At 66.5% G+C, this 17,896-nt stretch carries 22 protein-coding genes; 14 read left to right on the top strand and 8 right to left on the bottom strand.

Annotated features, from left to right (window positions below; all coding sequences use genetic code 11):
- Positions 1-22 precede the first annotated feature (22 nt).
- Complete coding sequence (locus AC3WJT_RS15210) at positions 23-1,264, top strand: M48 family metallopeptidase (protein ID WP_492343979.1); 1,242 nt, start codon at positions 23-25, stop codon at positions 1,262-1,264.
- A gap of 129 nt (positions 1,265-1,393) precedes the next feature.
- Here AC3WJT_RS15210 and AC3WJT_RS15205 read toward each other — a convergent pair whose 3' ends face one another.
- Positions 1,394-2,509, bottom strand: a complete 1,116-nt coding sequence (locus tag AC3WJT_RS15205) for a beta-ketoacyl-ACP synthase III (protein WP_492343978.1) — start codon at positions 2,507-2,509, stop codon at positions 1,394-1,396.
- A 221-nt stretch (positions 2,510-2,730) separates the two neighbouring features.
- On the opposite strand from AC3WJT_RS15205, the gene AC3WJT_RS15200 reads away from it, so the two are divergent.
- From AC3WJT_RS15200 to AC3WJT_RS15185, 4 genes are all read left to right on the top strand, one after another.
- Complete coding sequence (locus tag AC3WJT_RS15200; protein ID WP_492343977.1) at positions 2,731-3,225, top strand: porin family protein; 495 nt, start codon at positions 2,731-2,733, stop codon at positions 3,223-3,225.
- A gap of 139 nt (positions 3,226-3,364) precedes the next feature.
- A complete protein-coding gene (locus AC3WJT_RS15195; RefSeq protein WP_492343976.1) occupies positions 3,365-3,856 on the top strand; it encodes a porin family protein in 492 nt (163 codons plus the stop codon).
- A gap of 109 nt (positions 3,857-3,965) precedes the next feature.
- Positions 3,966-4,373, top strand: coding sequence for a hypothetical protein (locus AC3WJT_RS15190; protein ID WP_492343975.1), 408 nt, complete (start codon positions 3,966-3,968; stop codon positions 4,371-4,373).
- Positions 4,370-5,329 (top strand): sterol desaturase family protein, encoded by a 960-nt coding sequence (locus tag AC3WJT_RS15185; protein WP_492343974.1) that lies wholly within the window; start codon positions 4,370-4,372, stop codon positions 5,327-5,329. The genes AC3WJT_RS15190 and AC3WJT_RS15185 overlap by 4 nt, the downstream gene beginning before the upstream one ends.
- Here AC3WJT_RS15185 and AC3WJT_RS15180 read toward each other — a convergent pair.
- From AC3WJT_RS15180 to AC3WJT_RS15170, 3 genes are read right to left on the bottom strand one after another with little or no spacing between them, the layout of a single operon-like run.
- Positions 5,280-6,260 carry an NUDIX hydrolase gene (locus AC3WJT_RS15180; RefSeq protein ID WP_492343973.1) on the bottom strand — a complete coding sequence of 327 codons (981 nt, stop codon included), beginning with the start codon at positions 6,258-6,260 and terminating at the stop codon, positions 5,280-5,282. The two genes, AC3WJT_RS15185 and AC3WJT_RS15180, sit on opposite strands and share 50 nt — an antisense overlap.
- Before the next feature lie 48 nt (positions 6,261-6,308).
- Positions 6,309-6,818: a tyrosine phosphatase family protein gene (locus AC3WJT_RS15175; protein WP_492343972.1), complete on the bottom strand. Its 510-nt coding sequence runs from the start codon at positions 6,816-6,818 to the stop codon at positions 6,309-6,311.
- 7 nt (positions 6,819-6,825) lie between these two features.
- Positions 6,826-7,479, bottom strand: a complete 654-nt coding sequence (locus AC3WJT_RS15170; protein ID WP_492343971.1) for a YfbR-like 5'-deoxynucleotidase — start codon at positions 7,477-7,479, stop codon at positions 6,826-6,828.
- Between the two features lie 110 nt (positions 7,480-7,589).
- Between AC3WJT_RS15170 and AC3WJT_RS15165 the strand changes: the two genes are divergently transcribed.
- A complete protein-coding gene (locus AC3WJT_RS15165; protein ID WP_492343970.1) occupies positions 7,590-8,402 on the top strand; it encodes a universal stress protein in 813 nt (270 codons plus the stop codon).
- A gap of 20 nt (positions 8,403-8,422) precedes the next feature.
- The gene (locus AC3WJT_RS15160; RefSeq protein ID WP_492343969.1) at positions 8,423-8,797 is read left to right on the top strand and encodes a hypothetical protein; all 375 of its coding nucleotides are present in this window, start codon (positions 8,423-8,425) and stop codon (positions 8,795-8,797) included.
- Here AC3WJT_RS15160 and AC3WJT_RS15155 read toward each other — a convergent pair.
- The 4 genes from AC3WJT_RS15155 to AC3WJT_RS15140 form a co-directional block, all read right to left on the bottom strand.
- A complete protein-coding gene (locus tag AC3WJT_RS15155) occupies positions 8,781-9,539 on the bottom strand; it encodes a hypothetical protein (protein WP_492343968.1) in 759 nt (252 codons plus the stop codon). The genes AC3WJT_RS15160 and AC3WJT_RS15155 overlap by 17 nt on opposite strands.
- Before the next feature lie 164 nt (positions 9,540-9,703).
- The gene (locus AC3WJT_RS15150; RefSeq protein WP_492343967.1) at positions 9,704-10,576 is read right to left on the bottom strand and encodes an AAA family ATPase; all 873 of its coding nucleotides are present in this window, start codon (positions 10,574-10,576) and stop codon (positions 9,704-9,706) included.
- Between the two features lie 123 nt (positions 10,577-10,699).
- Positions 10,700-10,873, bottom strand: a complete 174-nt coding sequence (locus tag AC3WJT_RS15145; RefSeq protein WP_492343966.1) for a hypothetical protein — start codon at positions 10,871-10,873, stop codon at positions 10,700-10,702.
- Between the two features lie 46 nt (positions 10,874-10,919).
- Positions 10,920-12,647 carry a tetratricopeptide repeat protein gene (locus tag AC3WJT_RS15140; RefSeq protein WP_492343965.1) on the bottom strand — a complete coding sequence of 576 codons (1,728 nt, stop codon included), beginning with the start codon at positions 12,645-12,647 and terminating at the stop codon, positions 10,920-10,922.
- Between the two features lie 286 nt (positions 12,648-12,933).
- Between AC3WJT_RS15140 and flbT the strand changes: the two genes are divergently transcribed.
- The 7 genes from flbT to pseH all read left to right on the top strand — a co-directional run bounded on the left by flbT (position 12,934) and on the right by pseH (position 17,870).
- Positions 12,934-13,359: a flagellar biosynthesis repressor FlbT gene (gene flbT, locus AC3WJT_RS15135; protein WP_492343964.1), complete on the top strand. Its 426-nt coding sequence runs from the start codon at positions 12,934-12,936 to the stop codon at positions 13,357-13,359.
- A complete protein-coding gene (gene flaF, locus AC3WJT_RS15130) occupies positions 13,319-13,681 on the top strand; it encodes a flagellar biosynthesis regulator FlaF (RefSeq protein WP_492343963.1) in 363 nt (120 codons plus the stop codon). The genes flbT and flaF overlap by 41 nt, the downstream gene beginning before the upstream one ends.
- Before the next feature lie 233 nt (positions 13,682-13,914).
- Positions 13,915-14,745, top strand: a complete 831-nt coding sequence (locus tag AC3WJT_RS15125; RefSeq protein WP_492343962.1) for a flagellin — start codon at positions 13,915-13,917, stop codon at positions 14,743-14,745.
- Positions 14,746-15,007: 262 nt separating this feature from the next.
- The gene (locus AC3WJT_RS15120; RefSeq protein ID WP_492343961.1) at positions 15,008-15,838 is read left to right on the top strand and encodes a flagellin; all 831 of its coding nucleotides are present in this window, start codon (positions 15,008-15,010) and stop codon (positions 15,836-15,838) included.
- Between the two features lie 117 nt (positions 15,839-15,955).
- Positions 15,956-16,240: a hypothetical protein gene (locus tag AC3WJT_RS15115; protein WP_492343960.1), complete on the top strand. Its 285-nt coding sequence runs from the start codon at positions 15,956-15,958 to the stop codon at positions 16,238-16,240.
- Positions 16,241-16,420: 180 nt separating this feature from the next.
- Positions 16,421-17,257 carry a flagellin gene (locus AC3WJT_RS15110; RefSeq protein WP_492343959.1) on the top strand — a complete coding sequence of 279 codons (837 nt, stop codon included), beginning with the start codon at positions 16,421-16,423 and terminating at the stop codon, positions 17,255-17,257.
- Between the two features lie 58 nt (positions 17,258-17,315).
- Positions 17,316-17,870 (top strand): UDP-4-amino-4,6-dideoxy-N-acetyl-beta-L-altrosamine N-acetyltransferase, encoded by a 555-nt coding sequence (pseH, locus tag AC3WJT_RS15105; RefSeq protein WP_492343958.1) that lies wholly within the window; start codon positions 17,316-17,318, stop codon positions 17,868-17,870.
- The last annotated feature ends 26 nt before the right edge of the window (positions 17,871-17,896 follow it).

Genomic DNA, 17,896 nt, shown 5'->3' with positions numbered 1-17,896 from the left:
TCTCGGGGAGGGGACAGCAGCCATGGCGACCGGTTCAACGACATTCGACGCTGCGGCGGAGACCGCGCGATACCTCGCGACCCTGCCGCCGGAGGCTCATGCCAAGGCGACAGCCTATACCCAGGGCGGACACTGGCTGTTGCTTTGGGGAACGCTCGTCGCCATCGTCGTGTCCTGGCTGATCGTGAAGTCGGGCCTGCTGGTTCGCCTGAGATCACGGTTCAGGAAGCCCCAATCGGCATGGCTGGCCGTGCTGGTGGTCGTGCCCGCCGGGATGCTGCTGGACTCGCTGCTCAGCCTGCCCTGGACGGTCTATTCGAGCTGGTTCCGTGAAACGAAGTACGGCCTGACCAGCCAGCCGCTGCCGGAATGGCTCGGCGAGTGGGGCGTGCAACTGCTCATCGGGACAGTGATGTCGCTTGTCCTGTTCAGCGTCCTCTACGCGCTGATGCGTCGGGCGCCCCGGCGCTGGTGGCTCTGGGGCGGATTGACGACCAGCGTCTTCCTGATCATCGCCATCGTCATCTCCCCGGTGCTGATCGAGCCGCTCTTCAACACCTACACGCCGGCCCCGGCCGGGCCGGTGCGCGACGCGGTGGTCGCGATGGCCAAGGCGAACAACGTGCCGTCGGACAAGATCTTCATCTATGACGGCAGCAAGCAGTCGAACCGTTACACCGCCAACGTCTCGGGCCTGTTCGGGTCCGCGCGGATCGCCATGAGCGACACGATGTTCAAGCAGGATGCGGACCTGGCCGAGGTTCGCGGCGTCGTCGGTCATGAGATGGGCCACTATGCCCACACCCACTCGCTCTGGATGGCCGGAGTCTTCAGTCTGCTGGCGATGATCGGCTTCTTCCTGGTCGACCGTCTGTTCCCGGTGGCCACACGCCTGCTCGGCGCCCGCGGGGTGGAGGGAATATCGGATCCGGCGGGTCTGCCGGTGCTGACCGCGGTGTTGTCGGTGCTGGCCCTGCTTGCGACCCCGGCGACGAGCACGCTGATCCGAACCATGGAGGCGGACGCCGACAACTTCTCCCTGCAACGGGTGAACGAGCCGGACGGTCTGGCCAAGGCGCTGGTCAAGACCATCGAGTACCGGGCCGCGACGCCGGGCAAGCTCGAGGAGATCATCTTCTACGACCACCCGTCCGTCGGCTGGCGTGTTCGCAACGCCATGGACTGGAAGGCGGCGCACATGAAGCCGGATGCTGTGATGGTGGATCTGACGCCGGCGGCGCCAGCCGAACCGGCGGCGAAGTAGCGTCGCAAGATCCTCCCCATCGGGGGAGGTGGCTCGCCGCAGGCGAGACGGAGGGGGTCCGCTCAGATCCCGGGGAACCCCCTCAGCCGGCTTCGCCGACAGCTCCCCCGATGGGGGAGCATCTGACCCTTACCGCTTCCTGACGAACACCGTGCCGGCCGAGTACCCCGCGCCGAAGCTGCAGATCAGGCCGGTGTCGCCGGCGGCGAAGTCACTGTTGGCGCGGTGGAAGGCGATGATCGAGCCGGCGGAACTGGTGTTGGCGTAGGTGTCGAGGATGATCACGTTCTCTTCGCGCGTCGGGTCGCGGCCCAGCACCCGGCGGCCGATCATCTCGTTCATGTTGATGTTGGCCTGGTGCAGCCACAGGCGCTTGAGGCCCGTCGGGTCGATGCCCAGCTCGGCGGCGTGGGTGACGATCATCTCGCTGACCATCGGCACCACCTCGCGGAACACCTTGCGGCCTTCCTGGACGAACAGCTTGTCCTTCGCGCCGATGCCCTCGGGGGCGGCGTTATTGAGGAAGCCGAAGTTGTTGCGGATGTTGTTGGAAAACTGGGTCTTCAGCTTCGTGCCGAGGATCTCCCAGCCGCCGACAGCCTGATCCGCCGCCTCGATGATCACCGCGGTGGCGACGTCGCCGAAGATGAAGTGGCTGTCGCGATCCTTGAAGTTCAGGTGGCCCGAACAGATTTCCGGATTGACCATCAGCACCGCCTTCGCCGAGCCGGAGGCGATGAAGTCGGCGGCGGTCTTGATGCCGAAGGTGGCGCTTGAGCAGGCCACGTTCATGTCGAAGGCGAAGCCCTCGATGCCCAGCGCCTGCTGCACCTCGATCGCCATGGCGGGATAGGCGCGCTGCATGTTGGAGGCCGCGCAGAGCACGGCGCCGATCTCACTGACCGGCTTGCCCCATTTGGCGATGGCGTCGCGGGCCGCGGCGACGGCGATCTCGGCCAGGATCGAGATCTCGTCGTTGGAGCGCTCGGGGATGCTGGGCCGCATGATCTTCGGGTCGAGGATGCCGGCCTTGTCCATGACGAAGCGGGCCTTGATGCCGGAGGCCTTCTCGACGAATTCGGCGGAGGAGGGCGTCAGGGCCTCGACCTCGCCAGCGGCGATGGCTTCGGCGTTGGCCGCGTTGAACTGCTCGACATAGGTGTTGAAGGCCTCGACCAGCTCCACGTTCGAGATGCTCTGGTCGGGCGTGTAGAGCCCGGTGGCGGCGATGACGGCCTGATGCACGATAGTGGTCCCGACGATGTGCGCGCCTGCGTGACGCGCGGCGCTGTTTCTGATTGGCCCGATAGATAGCACGCCGGACAGCCGCGTCAGCCGTGTGGCGCATGGGCAACGCTACAAACCCGCCTCATTCCGCACGCTGAACCGCCGCGGACCCGCCGCGTTTGGCTCCTACCTCACCCCCGGCTGGGGAGCTGAAGAAAAGCGTCAAGGAGTACAAGACGATGAAGTCTCTCATGATTACGGTCGCGACCGCCGCACTCGCCATGGCCGCCGTTCCGGCCGCCTCGCAGGCCCAGGAAGTCTACGGCACGGTCGGCTACGCGAATGTGGACGCTGACGGCCCGACGCTGGGCGCCCTGCAGGGTCGCCTCGGCTACAAGTTCAATCCCTACGTCGGCGTCGAGGGCGAAGCGGCCTTCGGAATCAGCGACGACACCGTCGCCGGCGTCGATGTCGAGCTGAAGCACGAAGTGGGCGCCTTCGTTGTCGGCTTCCTGCCGGTCAGTCCCAAGGCGGACCTGTTCGCCCGCGCCGGCTACACCAGCTCCAGCTTCGACACCTCGGTGGGCGATGTGGACGGCGACGGCGTGGCCTGGGGCTTCGGCGGCCAGTACCACTTCACCGACAAGGACGGCGTGCGTCTCGACTGGACGCGCCACGACTATGACGCCGGCAATGCCGACGTCTGGGCGGTGGCCTACACCCGTAAGTTCTAGTTCTGCCCCTGTGGTTGAATTGTAACGCAAGGCCCCCTCCTGTCAGGAGGGGGCCCCATTTTGGTTGACCCATTCCCGGGCGCCTGAAAACTGTACAGGTATTGCGAACATCAAGATTCGCATTCGGGAGAATAGAGCCATGAAAAACCTTATGATTGCCGCTTCTGTTGCGGCGCTTTCCCTCGTTGCCCCTGCGCTCGCCCACGCCGAAACCGGCGTTTACGGCTCGGTCGGCTACGCCAACATCGACATCGATCCCGTCACGCTCGGCGCGATCCAGGGCCGCCTCGGCCTGACCTTCAACCCCTACGTCGGCATTGAAGGCGAGCTGGGCTTCGGCGTCGCCGATGACGACATCCTCGGCACGTCGGTCGAGCTGACGAGCACCTACGGCGCGTTCGTGGTCGGCCGGATTCCGGTCTCCGAGACCGTCAACCTGCTCGCGCGGGCCGGCTTCGCCAGCGGCGAAGTGGACGTCGGCGGGCTCTCGGCCAGCGAAGACGGCGGGGCCTTCGGCGCCGGCGTGGAAGCCTTCTTCACCGCCAACGACGGCGTGCGCCTCGACTACACCCGCTACGACTTCGGCGGTGACGCGAACGTCTGGGCGATCTCCTACGTCCGCAAGTTCTGATCCATCCGCCAGGACGGATCAGGAAGGGCCCCTCCCGGCGACGGGAGGGGCTTTTTTGTTGACGCCGCGCCGTCTGAGGCGACACTCCGGCAAGGGGAGACGGCGCACAGTGACAGAGACACTCATCAGACTTGCCGTATCGGCATTGCTGATCGCCTTGATGATCGGCGTGGCCGCCTGGGCGCGGATCGCCCGGCCGACGGCGCCGCTGGACGAGGCCGCGGCCCGGGACCTGCTCGCGGGCGAGTTTCCCGGCATGAACCCCGACTACATCTGGATCGCCGGCGACGGCGCCGGCGCGATCGCCCGGGCGGGCGCCGAGGCGCTGGTGATCTACCGGCTGGGCGACTCCTGGGTCGCTCGCACGCTGCCATGGCGGCTGGCGCTGCAGGCGCCGGTGCATCGGGGCAAGGTGCAGCTCAGGCTTCGCGACCCGGCCGCGCCGGTGGCCCGGCTGGCCGTCAGCGGCGTGACGCCCTGGCCCCCCCAAACCCCTGCTGAGGTGCTGGCGGCATGACGCTCGATCCGATCAAGGCCGCGTTCGATCCGGTCGCGCTGGCGGTGCCGATCTTCGTGATCACCATCATCGGTGAAATCCTGCTGGGCCGCATGCGCAAGGTGAAGGCGGTCTATGAAGTCCGCGACACGGCCACCTCTCTGGGCATGGGCCTCGGCAGCCAGGTCGCCGGCCTTTTGACCGGGGCGGCGATCTTCGGCGTGACGCTGTGGGCTTACCAGTACCGGCTGTTCACGATCCCGATGACCGCGATCTGGGCCTGGGTGGCGGTCTTCTTCCTCGAGGACCTGACCTACTACTGGTTCCACCGCCTGTCGCACGAGCGGCGGTTCTGGTGGGCCAGCCACGTCAACCACCACACCTCGCAGCACTACAACCTGGCCACCGCCCTGCGGCAGACCTGGACGGGCGGGATCGCCGGCACCTGGCTGCTGTGGCTGCCGCTCATCCTGATCGGCTTCCCGCCGGCGATGGTGGTGATCCAGAAGGGGATCAGTCTGGTCTACCAGTACTGGATCCATACCGAGGCGATCCGGCGCTTCCCGCGCTGGTTCGAGGCGGTGTTCAATACGCCCTCGCATCACCGGGTCCACCACGCGCGCAACCCGCGCTACCTCGACGCCAACTACGCCGGCATCCTGATCATCTGGGACCGCATGTTCGGCACCTACATCCCCGAGGACGACGCTGAGCCGTGCCGCTATGGCGTGGTGCATAACCTCGGCGATTTCAACATCTTCCGCGTGGCGTTTCACGAGTGGATCGCCATCGGCAAGGATCTGGCGGGATCGCGTTCGATCCGCGAGGTCGTCGGCTACCTGTTCGGCCCGCCGGGCTGGAGTCCCGACGGATCGCGCGATACGTCGGCGACCCTGAAGGCGAAATGGCGGGCGCGGGAGGCGGCGGTCAGTCCCGCAGCAGGGGCAGAGACAGCCCCCCTGCAGGCCGCTGAGTAAGCAGCTCGCGGCGGAAGCGGAACAGCTCCGCTGGGCGACCGCCGGTCTCGGTGTCCATACGGCCGAGGCCTTCGACCAGGTCGATGCGCTCGACCACGCGACGGAAGTTCTGCTTGTGCAGCGGCACGCCCGCGATCGCCTCGACGGCACGCTGCAGGGCCGAGAGGGTGAACTCCGGCGGCATCAGCTCGAACACAACCGGGCGGTACTTCAGCTTGCCGCGCAGCCGCCCCAGACCCGTCGCCAGAATGCGGCGGTGGTCCGACAGCATCGGCTCGCCGAGCGCCGCCGACAGGGCAGGAGGCTCGACGGTGCTTTCCCCGCGCTCGCGGGCCCGGTCGCGGCCCGCCTCCGGCGCAAGGCCCGCCTCATAGAGCAGCTCATAGCGGTCGAGCACCCGCTCCTCGTTCCAGCGCGCATCGTCCAGCGCGAACAGCAGGCGGGCGCGGGCGAGTCGGCCCTCATCCTTGCCGGCCCAGGCGCGCAGGGCCGGGGCGATGGCCTCGTCGATCAGGGCGGGGCGACCCTGCCGCCAGTCTTCCCACGGAAAGAACCGCGACCACGGCGCCCAGGCGCTGTCGGGCGCGGCGGTGTCGACGGCGGTCGGGGTCAGGGCAAGGTAGCCCACGGAAACCACGCGCGCCGCGCCGGCGCCGATCTCGGCCCGTGGCGCATCTCGGCCCTTGTTGCCGAACGTGTAGAGCTGCTCGACATAACCCAGGTCGAACCGGGTCTGTTCGGTCACGAAATCCCGCAGGGCGATCTCGAAGGTGCGATGGCCTTCCGGATCAAACGGCCCGAACGGCAGGCCCGCGAGGGTCGAGACCCGGTCCGTCGCCGTGTCGTGCGGGCGCACGGTCAGCACGACCGCTTCGCCGCCGCGAATGGCCATGATGACGGCTGACAGACCGATGACGACGGATTGGGACATCCGTTGTTGGTTAGCACCCCCGAGCGGATGACGGGAGGCGTTCTGTTATCAGGCCTTCAGCGAGAGTTCGAACGGCGCGCCCGGGTAGGCGTACTCACCCTTGCCGATGGCGGCGACCGCGTCGGCCATCCGCCCCTTCCGGCCGAGCATGTCGTCGGCCAGCTTGACCATCAGGGGGTTGGGAGTCGCCGAGCTGGAGGCCTTGCGCAGCGCCTTTGCGATGTCCGCCTCGGCCATGTCCGGGTTTTCTTCGCAGGCCAGGATAAAGGCCGTCGCCGTGGACCGGCTCACACCTGCCCAGCAATGCACCAGCAGGGGCGCGGCCGGATCCCGGCGACGGCCGAAGTCGACGATTCGTTCGACCAGTTCGGCGTTCGGCAGAACCATGCCGTCGGCCGGCTCCCAGATGTCGTCGACCGCCAGCTTCAGGTGTCGATCCGGGAAGAACCGCGGCGCCTCGCCCATCAGGTGCGGATCGAGAAGGGTGATCAGGTGCGACGGGCGCCGGAACCGGACCACTGTCTCGACATCGCGCAGGGGACTGACGATCAGGGTCACGGGCGGCTCACTCGGTGCTGAAGGCGGCCTGGGCGGGTTCAAACCCGGCAGCTTCCGACAGAACGTGGAAGCGATGAACATAGCGCTTTTGCGCCTCGCTGGGAGCCTGCGGATCGATCGTCAGCCGATAGCCCTGTGGCGGGGCGCCGAAGATCGCCAGGGCCTCGTCATGGCCGAAGCCCGCCAGTTGGGTCGCCTCGAAGAAGGCGCAGGCGCGATCCGCCTGCTTGATCAGCTTCTTGATCGCGACCGGCGTCTTCGCGGGCAGGCCGAACCGGGCATGGATGGCGTGCTCCAGCCGTTCCTCGAAGTCCTTGTAGCTGACGCCCAGCGCCGCCTTGAACGGGCTGATCATGTCGCCGATCACATATTCCGAGGCGTCGTGCAGCAGGGCGGCCAGCCGCCATTTGGGATCGACGGTCGGCTGGATGTGCGCCACCAGTTCCTCGACGACCATCGAGTGCTGGGCGACCGAGAAGCCGTGCTCTCCGATCGTCTGGCCGTTCCAGCGGGCGACCCGCGCCAGGCCGTGGGCGATGTCCTCGATCTCGATGTCGACCGGCGAGGGGTCGAGCAAATCCAGCCGCCTCCCGGACAGCATCCTTTGCCACGCGCGTGGTGTAGTCTTCGCCGAACGCGCGCTTCGCAGCCCTTTCGCCACCCGTTCGTTCCTTGTGTTGAGTAGGGCGCTTCAACTGGCGCATCGGTTGATAAAGATCAATGTCTGCGCGTGGTCAGCGGATCACGGTTCGGTTTGAAGGGAGAACTTCAATGAGCTGGGCGAGGATCATGGCGCCGCTCGCGGGCGGCGCCCACGATGCGGAAATCCTGAAGGCGGCGGCTGCTCTGGCGGCGCCGTTCAAGGCGGAAGTGGCGGCGGTCCATGCGCCGGCCGACATCGCGGACCTGATGCCCTGGATGGGCGAGGGCTTCATGGGGGGTGTGCAGATCACCGCCATGGACAGTCTGAAGGAAGCCGCGGCTGAGGGCGAACGCACGGCACGGGCCGCCGCCGCCGGGTGCGGCTACGACAACGTCAAATTCCTGTCGCTGGAGACGCCCGTCTGGGCCGGCCTGTCGATGGAGGGGCGCCTGTCCGATGTCGTTCTCTTCGACACCGAGGCCGCCCGTGGCCGCGGCCCGCTGGCGGAAGCCTTTCAGCAAATCGTCGCGGACGAACAGCGCCCGGTGATCGTGGCGCGGCCGGGCCTCAAGGCCGGTGGTGTCGCCGTCGTGGCATGGGATGGGGGCAAGGAAGCCAGCCGCGCCGCGCGCACGGCCCTGCCGTTGCTCGAAAAGGCCGGCCGGGTCGTTATTCTCGCCGCGCCGGCCGCCTCTTCCAGGACCTTCGACGCCGACCGGCTGAAGGCGTTCTTCGCCGCGAGGGGCGTCAAGGCCGACGTCGAGTTGCTGGCCGGATCCGGCGACGCCGCCCATCTGCTGCTTGAGGCCGCCCAGCGCCTGACCGCCGACATCCTGGTCGCCGGCGCCTTCGGTCACCCGCGGCTGCAGGAGTACATCTTCGGCGGTACGACCCGCACCTTGCTGAACAACGACGGCCCGTCGCTGTTCCTTTCGCACTGACCGACAGAAATGAGGAAGACATGACGCTTTCGCGCATCGTGATGCGCCTTGCGCGCAACCCCGGCACCGAGTTCGCCGACGGCGATGACCACAGGGGTTACAGCCTGGTCGCCCCGCTGCAGGCGGACGGCAAGCTCGACGTCGACGGCTTTCAGGCGCAGCGCGCGGCCTGTTCGGTCCGCCGGTTCACGCCGGACGAAGACGCTGCGACCGGCGTGCTCAAACGGCGCGGACAGACCTGGTATTTCGACTATGACGCCGGCGATGACGCCGACGACGAACCGGTTCATCGCCTTGGCGAGCACCACTTCGTCGTCGGAGAATACGTCTCGGTGGCCGACGAGAACGGCAGGCTGCTGGCCTACAAGGTGACCGAGGTCACTCCGGCCCAATAATGATCCCGTGGCCGCGCCGGCCGCCGACATTGTGGCGCACCAGATCGCTGGTGTCCGAGAAGCTGTCGTCGTCGCTGTCATGGCCCCGCTTGGCCTTCAGCGTCGCGACAACCAGCGGTCCGCCCTTCGGGCCGCGGGCTTCGTAGCCGACGACGGCCCAGCCTTCGGTCGCCTTGTCGCTGGCCAGGATGAAGCGCGAATAGACCCCGTCGTCGCCGTGCTTGCGCCGACGGGTTTCGCTTTCGACGGTCTCGCCGTTGACCTCGACGTTCCGCTGCACGCGGATTTCAGCGCCGTCGTCGTTGGCGTTGATCTGGGCGCCGTCGGGGCCGCCGACGTTGACGTCGGCTCCGGCGTTACCCGCCTTGATCGTTACGCCGGGCAGGCGGATGTCGACGTCGTCCTTGCCGGCGTCGGCGTCGGCAGAGGCGGTCGCCTTCGGATCGGCGGCCGGCATCAGCGCCCGCAGCTCGGCCTCGATCGGCGCCAGGGCGCCGACGGCGCCGCCGTCCGCCAGCTTGACCAGCCGAAGGGTCACTTCAACGCCGTCCGCGCCGTAGTTGCAGGACAGGCCGTCGGCGGCGACGCTGAGACGTGTCAGGCGCCCCTGCTTGTCCGGGCAATCGAGCTTGCTGATCACCTTCAGGGCGCGCGCCTCGCGCTGGCGGCCGGCGTCGGGGTGATCACAGGCGGCCAGGGCCAGAACGGCGCAGCTGGCGGCCAACAGGGCGATACGGTTCATTGGGCGGTCCCTCGTGTGCTCTCTTGCAATGCAAGGGTGCGGCGGGACGCGGTGAGGGTCTAGTGAAATCGCGGTAACACGCGGACTGGCGCGCCGGGGCGTGCCCTTCGCCAGCCTTGGTTCGGCAGGAGGGGGCACATACCGAAGTACATGCCCCCCTTCGGCTACTGCCCCGGGCGCGTGCTGCCGCTGCCTTCGCGGCGGGCCAGGAAGGCGAGGCGCTCGAACAGGTGGACGTCCTGCTCGTTCTTCAGCAGGGCGCCGTGCAGCGGCGGGATCAGCTTGGTCGGATCCTTTTCGCGCAGGATCGCCTCGTCGATGTCCTCGACCATCAGCAGCTTCAGCCAGTCGAGCAGTTCCGAGGTCGACGGCTTCTTCTTGAGGCCCGGAACCTTGCGCATGTCGTAGAAGATGCGCATCGCCTCGGCGACCAGCTTCTCCTTGATGCCGGGGAAGTGGACGTCGACGATTTCCTGCATCACGTCCGCCTCGGGGAAGCGGATGTAGTGGAAGAAGCAGCGGCGCAGGAATGCGTCCGGCAGTTCCTTCTCGTTGTTCGAGGTGATGATGATGATCGGGCGGATCTTGGCCGAGATCGTCTCGCCGGTTTCGTAGACGTAGAACTCCATGCGATCGAGCTCCTGCAGGAGGTCGTTCGGGAATTCGATGTCGGCCTTGTCGATCTCGTCGATCAGCAGCACGGGGCGAACCTCGCTGGTGAAGGCCTCCCAGAGCTTGCCCTTCTTGATGTAGTTGGTGACGTCCTTGACGCGCTCGTCGCCCAGCTGGCTGTCGCGAAGACGGGTCACGGCGTCATACTCGTAGAGGCCCTGGCTGGCCTTGGTGGTCGACTTGATGTGCCAGGTGATCAGCGGCGCGCCCATCGCTTTGGCCACTTCATAGGCCAGAACGGTCTTGCCGGTGCCGGGCTCGCCCTTGATCAGCAGAGGACGTTCAAGCGCCACGGCGGCGTTCACCGCGACCTTGAGGTCCTCGGTGGCGATATAGTTTTTCGTGCCTTCAAAACGCGAGCTCATGTCATCCCCTGGCGCGTTTTCGCGCATTCGAACAAACGTTCAATTCAGGGGTCAGCCTAAAGCGCAATCCGCGACATTCAAGCCGGTTTCGGCGGATCGGCCGCGACCGATCCGCCATATCCGTCAGTCGGCGCCGGGGTTGATCGATACGGGGTCGCTGGCGGGGAAGGTTTCCTTCAGGCCCTTGTCGAGTTGCTTGTCGACGTGAGCGTCCGCGTCATCATCGATCTTCTGCGACGGATCCACCGGCTTGTCGGCGGGCTTGTCCTTGATGTCGGCAGTGTTGTCATGAGTCATGGGGTAACTCCGGCAGGGCAGGCGAGAGCGTTCGCCAGTCCCGGAATCAACCCTCGCGGACGGCCTTGGTTCCTGCCGAAAGCCGTTCGGTCAGCGCTTGCGCGATCTCCGCCATCGCCGGATCCCACTGCCCGAAGGTCGGCGGCAGGAAGACGCGAGCCTGGGGATACCAAGGGTAGCGCCGGGTCCCGAGCAGGGGCCACGCGCCCGGCGTCGACAACAGCCACAGGGGCGCGCCACAGGCGCCGGCCAGGCAGCTGCTGGCGTTGGATGGCCCCATGACGAGGTCCAGCGCGCAGCAAAGCGCCGCGACGTCGTCGAGATCCTGCTTCAGGTCGATGCCGGGCGGTTGCCAGATCTCGACGCCCAGTTCGCGCCGCGCCGCCTCAAGCTCTTCGGCGCAGTCGCCGTACTGCAGGTTGATGAAGGTCACACCCGGGATCGCCAGGACGGGCTTCCACTGTTCGAACGGCGAATAGAAGCGGTGGCGCGCGCCGGCCTTGATCAGGCTCTTCCACAACAGCCCGACGACCGGCCCCGCCGGCAGCTGCGAGCGCCACCAGGCGACGCGCTCCGGATCAGGCGTCAGGAAGCCCTTGCGGGACGGGTAGGCGTCCGCGCTTCGCCGGAAGCGCCGCAGCAGCGAGGCGACGGGAGCCCACAGGTCGAGACCGCCGTGGTCGCCGACGAACGGGGCGCCGCGGACGGTGTGGCCGTCGACGTTCCAGGTGCTGTGCGCGCCGACCGTGGCGTCCGGGAACGAGCGCTGGAACAGGGTCACCAGCCGTGGCTCGACGGCGATGTACAGCTTGCCCGTCGGGCCGAGCGCATCGATCACGTCCGGAATCAGATTGGCGAACATCACCTCGTCGCCGAGTCCCTGTTCGCCCATGATCAGCAGGGTCTTGCCCGTCAGATCGCTCTCCGGCGTCCAGCGCGGGGCCTCGATCATGAAGTGGGTGACGTCGGCGAACTTCGGCTCCAGGCGGGCTTCGTAGTCATCCCAGCCCTCGCCGACCTCGCCGCCGGCGATGCGGATTGTCGAGCGGGCCAGCAGCATCATCAGCCGCTCGTCCTCGCTCATCGCGCCGCCCAGCGCGGTCTGGCAGTCGTCGAGCGCGCCGCCGAGGTCGCCGAGCACCAGCCGCGCGTTGCCTCTGTTGTAGCGGGCCTTGGCGAAGCCCGCGTCGTGCCGCAACGCCTCGTCGAAGAAGGTGATCGAGGTCTGCGGGTCGCCTTCTTCCCCGACCACCGTGCCGAGCGTGTTCCACAGCAGGGCCTGGTCGGGATGGGCGGAGATGGCCGGCTTGAGGATGTCGATGGCCTCGGCGAACCGGCCCTGGTCTCGCAGGGTGCAGGCCAGGTTGTTCGCGCCCTCATGCGAGGTCGGATGGCTGGCGACATAATGGGCGAACAGCTTCTCGGCCGTCGCGGTCATCCCCATCCGGTAGGCGAGGCGACCCATGTCGTTGGCCACCTCGGCATGATCGGGAATCAGGGTCAGCGCCGACTCGTAGCAGCGCACCGACGAGGCGAAGTCGCCGGCCCGCTCGCGCGCGATCGCCAGCAGGTACCAGCCGAACCCGTTTTTTTCGTCCAGTTCCAGCGCCTTGATCGCAAGGTCGCCGCCGCGCTGGTAGTTGTCCGCCTGCAGCGCCTGCACCGCCTCCTGCAACAGGGGTTGCACCGACAGGGCCTTGAGCTCCTGAAGGGCTTCGGTCAGGCGGGCGAGGGCGTCTCGCGATCCGGCCTGGCCGCTGGTCTCGCCGGCCATGCGGGGGCGGCTCGGAACGGCGGTCGTTTCCGGAAACCCTAACGCCGTCGCCGAAGCGGCGGATTTTCTGGCGGGGTGCGGCGGCATGCGGGCGTACCCTCGGGCGGCTGTGATCAGGCCCCCAGATCGCCCGATTATGCTTAATCGCGCCTTAAGGTCGGTCCCGCGACCGAATGGCGCACAACATCCCGTTAACCATGCCGCTTTAGCCTTCATTCAACAGGGCGGGCGGATTCTCCACGGACGTTGGCAGCCGCGCCGCACGCCATACCGGAGAATGTCTGTCGTGCCGCTGAAACTGTCCCTCAAGCCTGGAGAACGGTTCGTCCTGAATGGCGCCGTGGTCCAGAACGGTGATCGCCGGGGCGTTCTCATCCTTCAGAACAAGGCCTCGGTCCTGCGCGAGAAGGACATCATGCAGGAGGAGGAGGTCACCACGCCGGCGCGTCGTGTCTACTTCCCGGTGATGATGATGTACCTCGATGAGGCCAACGCCCTTCGCTACTACGACGAGTTCGTGCGGCGACTGTCCGAATTCATGGGGGTCATCCGGAACCCCGACGTGCTCGCCGACTGTGTCGCCATTTCGCGGCACGCCATGGCCCGCGAGTACTACAAGGCGCTGATGCTGTGCCGGAAACTGATTGAGTACGAAGACGAGAGGTTGGGTAATGGGGCTGCAGGCGTATCAGCAGGCCGCGGCGCGGACTGAAAACCCGCGCGACGCCGAGTATCGCCTCTTTGGCCAGGTCACTCGGGCGCTGCTCCAGGCGGCCGCCGTGCCGCCGGAGGACATTCGCGGTCGTATTGACGCGCTCGACTGGAACCGGCGCCTGTGGTCGGTCCTGGCGAGCGACTGCGCCGATCCGCAGAATGTGCTGCCGGAGGCGCTGCGCGCCCAGATCATCTCGCTCAGCCTGTGGGTCAGCCGGCACACCAGCGCCGTGATCCGCCGCGAGGAAGAGATCGAGCCGCTGATCGATATCAACCGCATCATGATGCAGGGTCTGTCCGGTCAGTCCGAGGCCGCCTGACAGCATTTGCCCGGTTGGACCGGATCGGTCCGGCAATTGTTTCCGGGCGTCGGCGCCCGACGGCGCCAGGCGTGTAGATCGACCCGACCTGGTCGATAAAACCCAATAAATTCAAAGCCGGATTTGTGGCCCGGGCCGACGCGATTGGCCCGCGCCTTGCGATGCGCTGTGTGGGCAAGAACGCCCACCCGGCCAAAAGGCCGAGCTCCCCGACCAGAATGGAAGGACCGCCGATGCTCAGCAATTCGGTGAATACGAACGCGGGCGCAATGGTTGCGCTCCAGAACCTCAACGCGACCAACATGGAACTGTCGCAGGCCCAATCCCGGATCAACACCGGCAAGAAGGTCGCCAGCGCGAAGGATAACGGCGCTATCTGGGCTATCGCCCAGACGCAACGTGGGACTTCGATGGCCCTGAATGCGGTGCGGGACTCTCTCGATCGCGGGCGGTCCACCCTCGACGTGGCTATCGCAGCGGGAGAATCGGTCTCTGACCTGTTGATACAGATGAAGGAAAAAGCCCTGGCGGCGTCGGATACGACCCTCGACTCCACCAGCCGATCTGCACTGAACGAGGACTTCAAGGCCCTGCGCGACCAAATCGCCAAGGCCGTGTCGAACGCCGATTTCAATGGGACCAATCTCATTAAGACCGGCGCCACGGCGCTCGCAGCCCTCGCCAATGCGGATGGATCGTCCAAGCTCACCGTGGCCGCAGAAGTCATGGCGCTGGGCGGGTCTATCGTGACCGTCGCTGCGGCGGGATCGATCGGGACGTCGACCCTGGCTGCGGCCATGATCACGACGGTGAACACCTCCATCACCAACACGAACGCGGCGCTCGCCCGCCTTGGCACCAAGTCCAAGGCGCTCGATCTGCACACCGCCTTCATCGGCAAGCTGCAAGACAGCCTCGATGCGGGAGTGGGCAATCTGGTGGACGCGGATCTCGCGAAGGAAAGTGCAAAGCTCCAGGCGCTGCAGACAAAGCAGCAGCTCGGAATCCAGGCGCTCTCGATCGCGAATTCGTCGACCCAGTCGCTTCTGTCGTTGTTCCAGTAAGGCCGCGACGCCGGGCGGAGTCCCCCCTCCGCCCGGCAGTCTTTTGCCGGTACGCCCGGCAGAAGTTGCTTACCATGGGCGCCGCCCGGCAAAAAATGCCGGGCCAGAACGTCCCTAACAGACCTATAACCCAGCAAAAACAGTAGTTTATCGGGGTGTGCCCCAGGGGCCAAACTGGCCCGGCGATTGCTTCCTACCCAATTGGGCAAAATGCCCCCGGCCGTCAAAATGACGCCGGACACCTGGAAAAGGGAATATCGTCATGGCGCTGAACAGCGTTAACACGAACACCGGTGCGCTCGTCGCCCTGCAAAACCTCAATGCCACGAACAGCGAACTGAGCACGGTCCAGAACCGTATCAACACCGGCAAAAAGGTCGCGACGGCCAAGGACAACGGCGCCATCTGGGCCATCGCCCAGACCCAGCGCGGCACTTCCAACGCCCTGAACGCCGTGAAGGACTCGCTCCAGCGCGGCCAATCCACCATCGACGTGGCGATCGCCGCGGGCGAGACCGTTTCCGATCTGCTCGTGCAGATGAAGGAAAAGGCCCTGGCCGCGTCGGACACCACCCTGGACACCGCCAGTCGCACGGCCCTGAGCGAAGACTTCAAGGCCCTGCGCGACCAGATCGCGAAGTCGGTCACCAACGCTGACTTCAACGGCTCGAACATGATCAAGGCGTCGGGCGCCACCGTGACGGCTCTGGCCAACGCGGACGGCACGTCGAAGATCACGGTCGCGGCGCAGTCGCTCGCTCTGGGCGGCTCCAACGTGACCGTGGCCGCCACGGCCTCGCTCAGCACCGCCACGATCGCGGCGGCGATGGTCACGACCGTCAGCACCTCGATCACCAACGTCGGCGCGGCCCTGGCCAAGCTCGGCACGGGTTCGAAGTCGCTGGAAGCCCACCTGAACTTCGTCGGCAAGCTGCAAGACAGCCTCGACGCCGGTGTGGGTAACCTGGTCGACGCCGACCTCGCCAAGGAAAGCGCCAAGCTGCAAGCCCTGCAAACCAAGCAGCAGCTCGGCATCCAGGCGCTGTCGATCGCAAACTCCTCGTCGTCGGCCCTGCTTGGGCTGTTCCGCTAGGCAAGCGTGGAGGCGGGCGTCTGACGCCCGCCTCCTGTCGCGGCGGCGAGGGCCGAAAGGTCCTCGTCGATCGCCAACAGGAGAGTCGTTGTCCGAAAAAGGGCAGCGCCAGGAGATATGAAAGCCACCATCGCACCCGTGCTGTCGATCCAGGATCCGGGAGCCTTCCAGGCTCCGCCGCCCGTGGATCGCGCCGCCGCACCCCAACCGCCAGCAGTCTCGCGCCAGAACGCCGACCTCCGCCTGATCATCGAAGAAGATCAGGCAACCGGAACCTTCGTCTACAAGACCCTCGACCGCCGGACGGGTGAGATCGTCAAGCAGTTCCCCCGGGAACAGGTCATGCGTCTGAGAGAGGCCACCGGTTATTCGCCCGGCGACGTGATCGACGCGCAGACCTGACGGTCCTTCCCTGACGGCCCGACCGGGCCGCACCGACCTTCCTCACCGACGTCGCACCGCGACGGCGGCCTTCATGGTTTACCGGCGTTAACCATAAGCGAACGTTCTCCCGCCTAGCTTCGGACGGGGCGGCTCGATGAGTCGCTTCACGTCGAGAAGCGCCGTGCGAGGAAAAAGCTCATGTCGATCAGCGTCCATACCAATCAATCCGCGCTGGTTGCGCTTCAGAATCTCAACAAAACAAACGACGAGCTGGCCGGTACGCAGAACCGCATCAGCACGGGACTGAAGGTTCAGGGCCCCAAGGACAATGCCTCGGTGTGGGGCATCGCCCAGTCCCAGCGCGCCGACATCGGCGCTCTCGGCGCGGTCAAGATGAGCCTCGACCGGGCCCAGTCGATCTCTGACGTCGCCATCTCCGCCGGCGAGACCATTTCCGACCTCCTGCTCTCCATGAAGGAGAAGGTCACCGCGGCGATGGACCCCTCGCTGGACTCGGTGTCCCGCACCGCGCTCGACGCCGACTACAAGTCGCTGCTCCGCCAGATCACGCAGGTCATCAACGACGCCGAGTTCGACGGCGCGAATCTGCTGGACGGCTCGCTGGGCGCGGGCATCCGCTTCCTCGCGAACGCTGACGCCAACTCCTTCATCACCCTGTCCGCCAAGGGTATGGCGCTCGGCGGGTCGATCATCACCATGGGCGCGGCGACCTCGATCACCACGGCCACCCTGGCCACGACGATCCAGGGCCTGCTGTCCACGTCGATTTCCAACGTCAACCAGGCGCTGGGCGACATGGGCGCCCAGGCGCGTCAGGTGGAGGCGCACAACAAGTTCGTCTCCAAGCTGACCGACACGCTGAATTCCGGCATCGGCAACCTGGTCGATGCGGATCTGGCCAAGGAAAGCGCGCGCCTGCAGGCCTTGCAGGTGCAGCAGCAACTCGGCGCCCAGGCGCTGTCGATCGCCAACTCGGCGCCGCAGATCATCCTCTCGCTCTTCCAGGGCGGATGATTCAGGTGTCGCCGGCGCCGGCGGATGACGCCGCGCCGGAGGCATTGGGGGCGCTTGCATGATCGAACTTCGCGACCTGCTTCCGGAAGACGAGGAGCGCCTGTTCGACTGGCGCGCCGAGCCGGACGTCGCCCGATGGATGTCGGATGCAGACGTCTCGGGACGCGAGGCGCATCGCGCCTGGTTTGATCAGCTTCATTCAGATCCTGACCTTCGGGGCTGGATGATCCAGAGCAACGGCCGCCCGTCAGGCCTGCTGACGCTCACCGGCCTCGCCGGACACCATCGACGCGCCGCCTGGAACTGGTTCATCGGCGATCGCGACGCGCGTGGGCGCGGGGTAGGGCGGGCGGCCCAGGTTCTGGGTCTGGATCAGGCGTTCGGCGTCCTCGGGCTGCACAAGGTCTGGGCCGAGGTCATGGCCGACAATGACGCGGCGATGAAGCTGCAGACCGGCGCCGGCTTCCGCCGCGAAGGGTATCTGCGTGGACACGTGCTGAAGGACGGCGAGCCGCGGGATGTGGTCATGCTGGGCATCCTGGCCGAGGAGTGGGCGATCCTGGCGCCGGCCGCGCGCCGCACTCTGACTGATGCGGGGCTGATCGCGGCCTGACGGCGGGGTCTTAACGCCCCGTCAGC

It is taken from the genome of Caulobacter sp. FW305-C-30-S16 (genome assembly GCF_058783025.1).
Note: the sequence above shows the minus strand (reverse complement) of the source record. Positions and strands in the feature narration are given on the sequence as shown.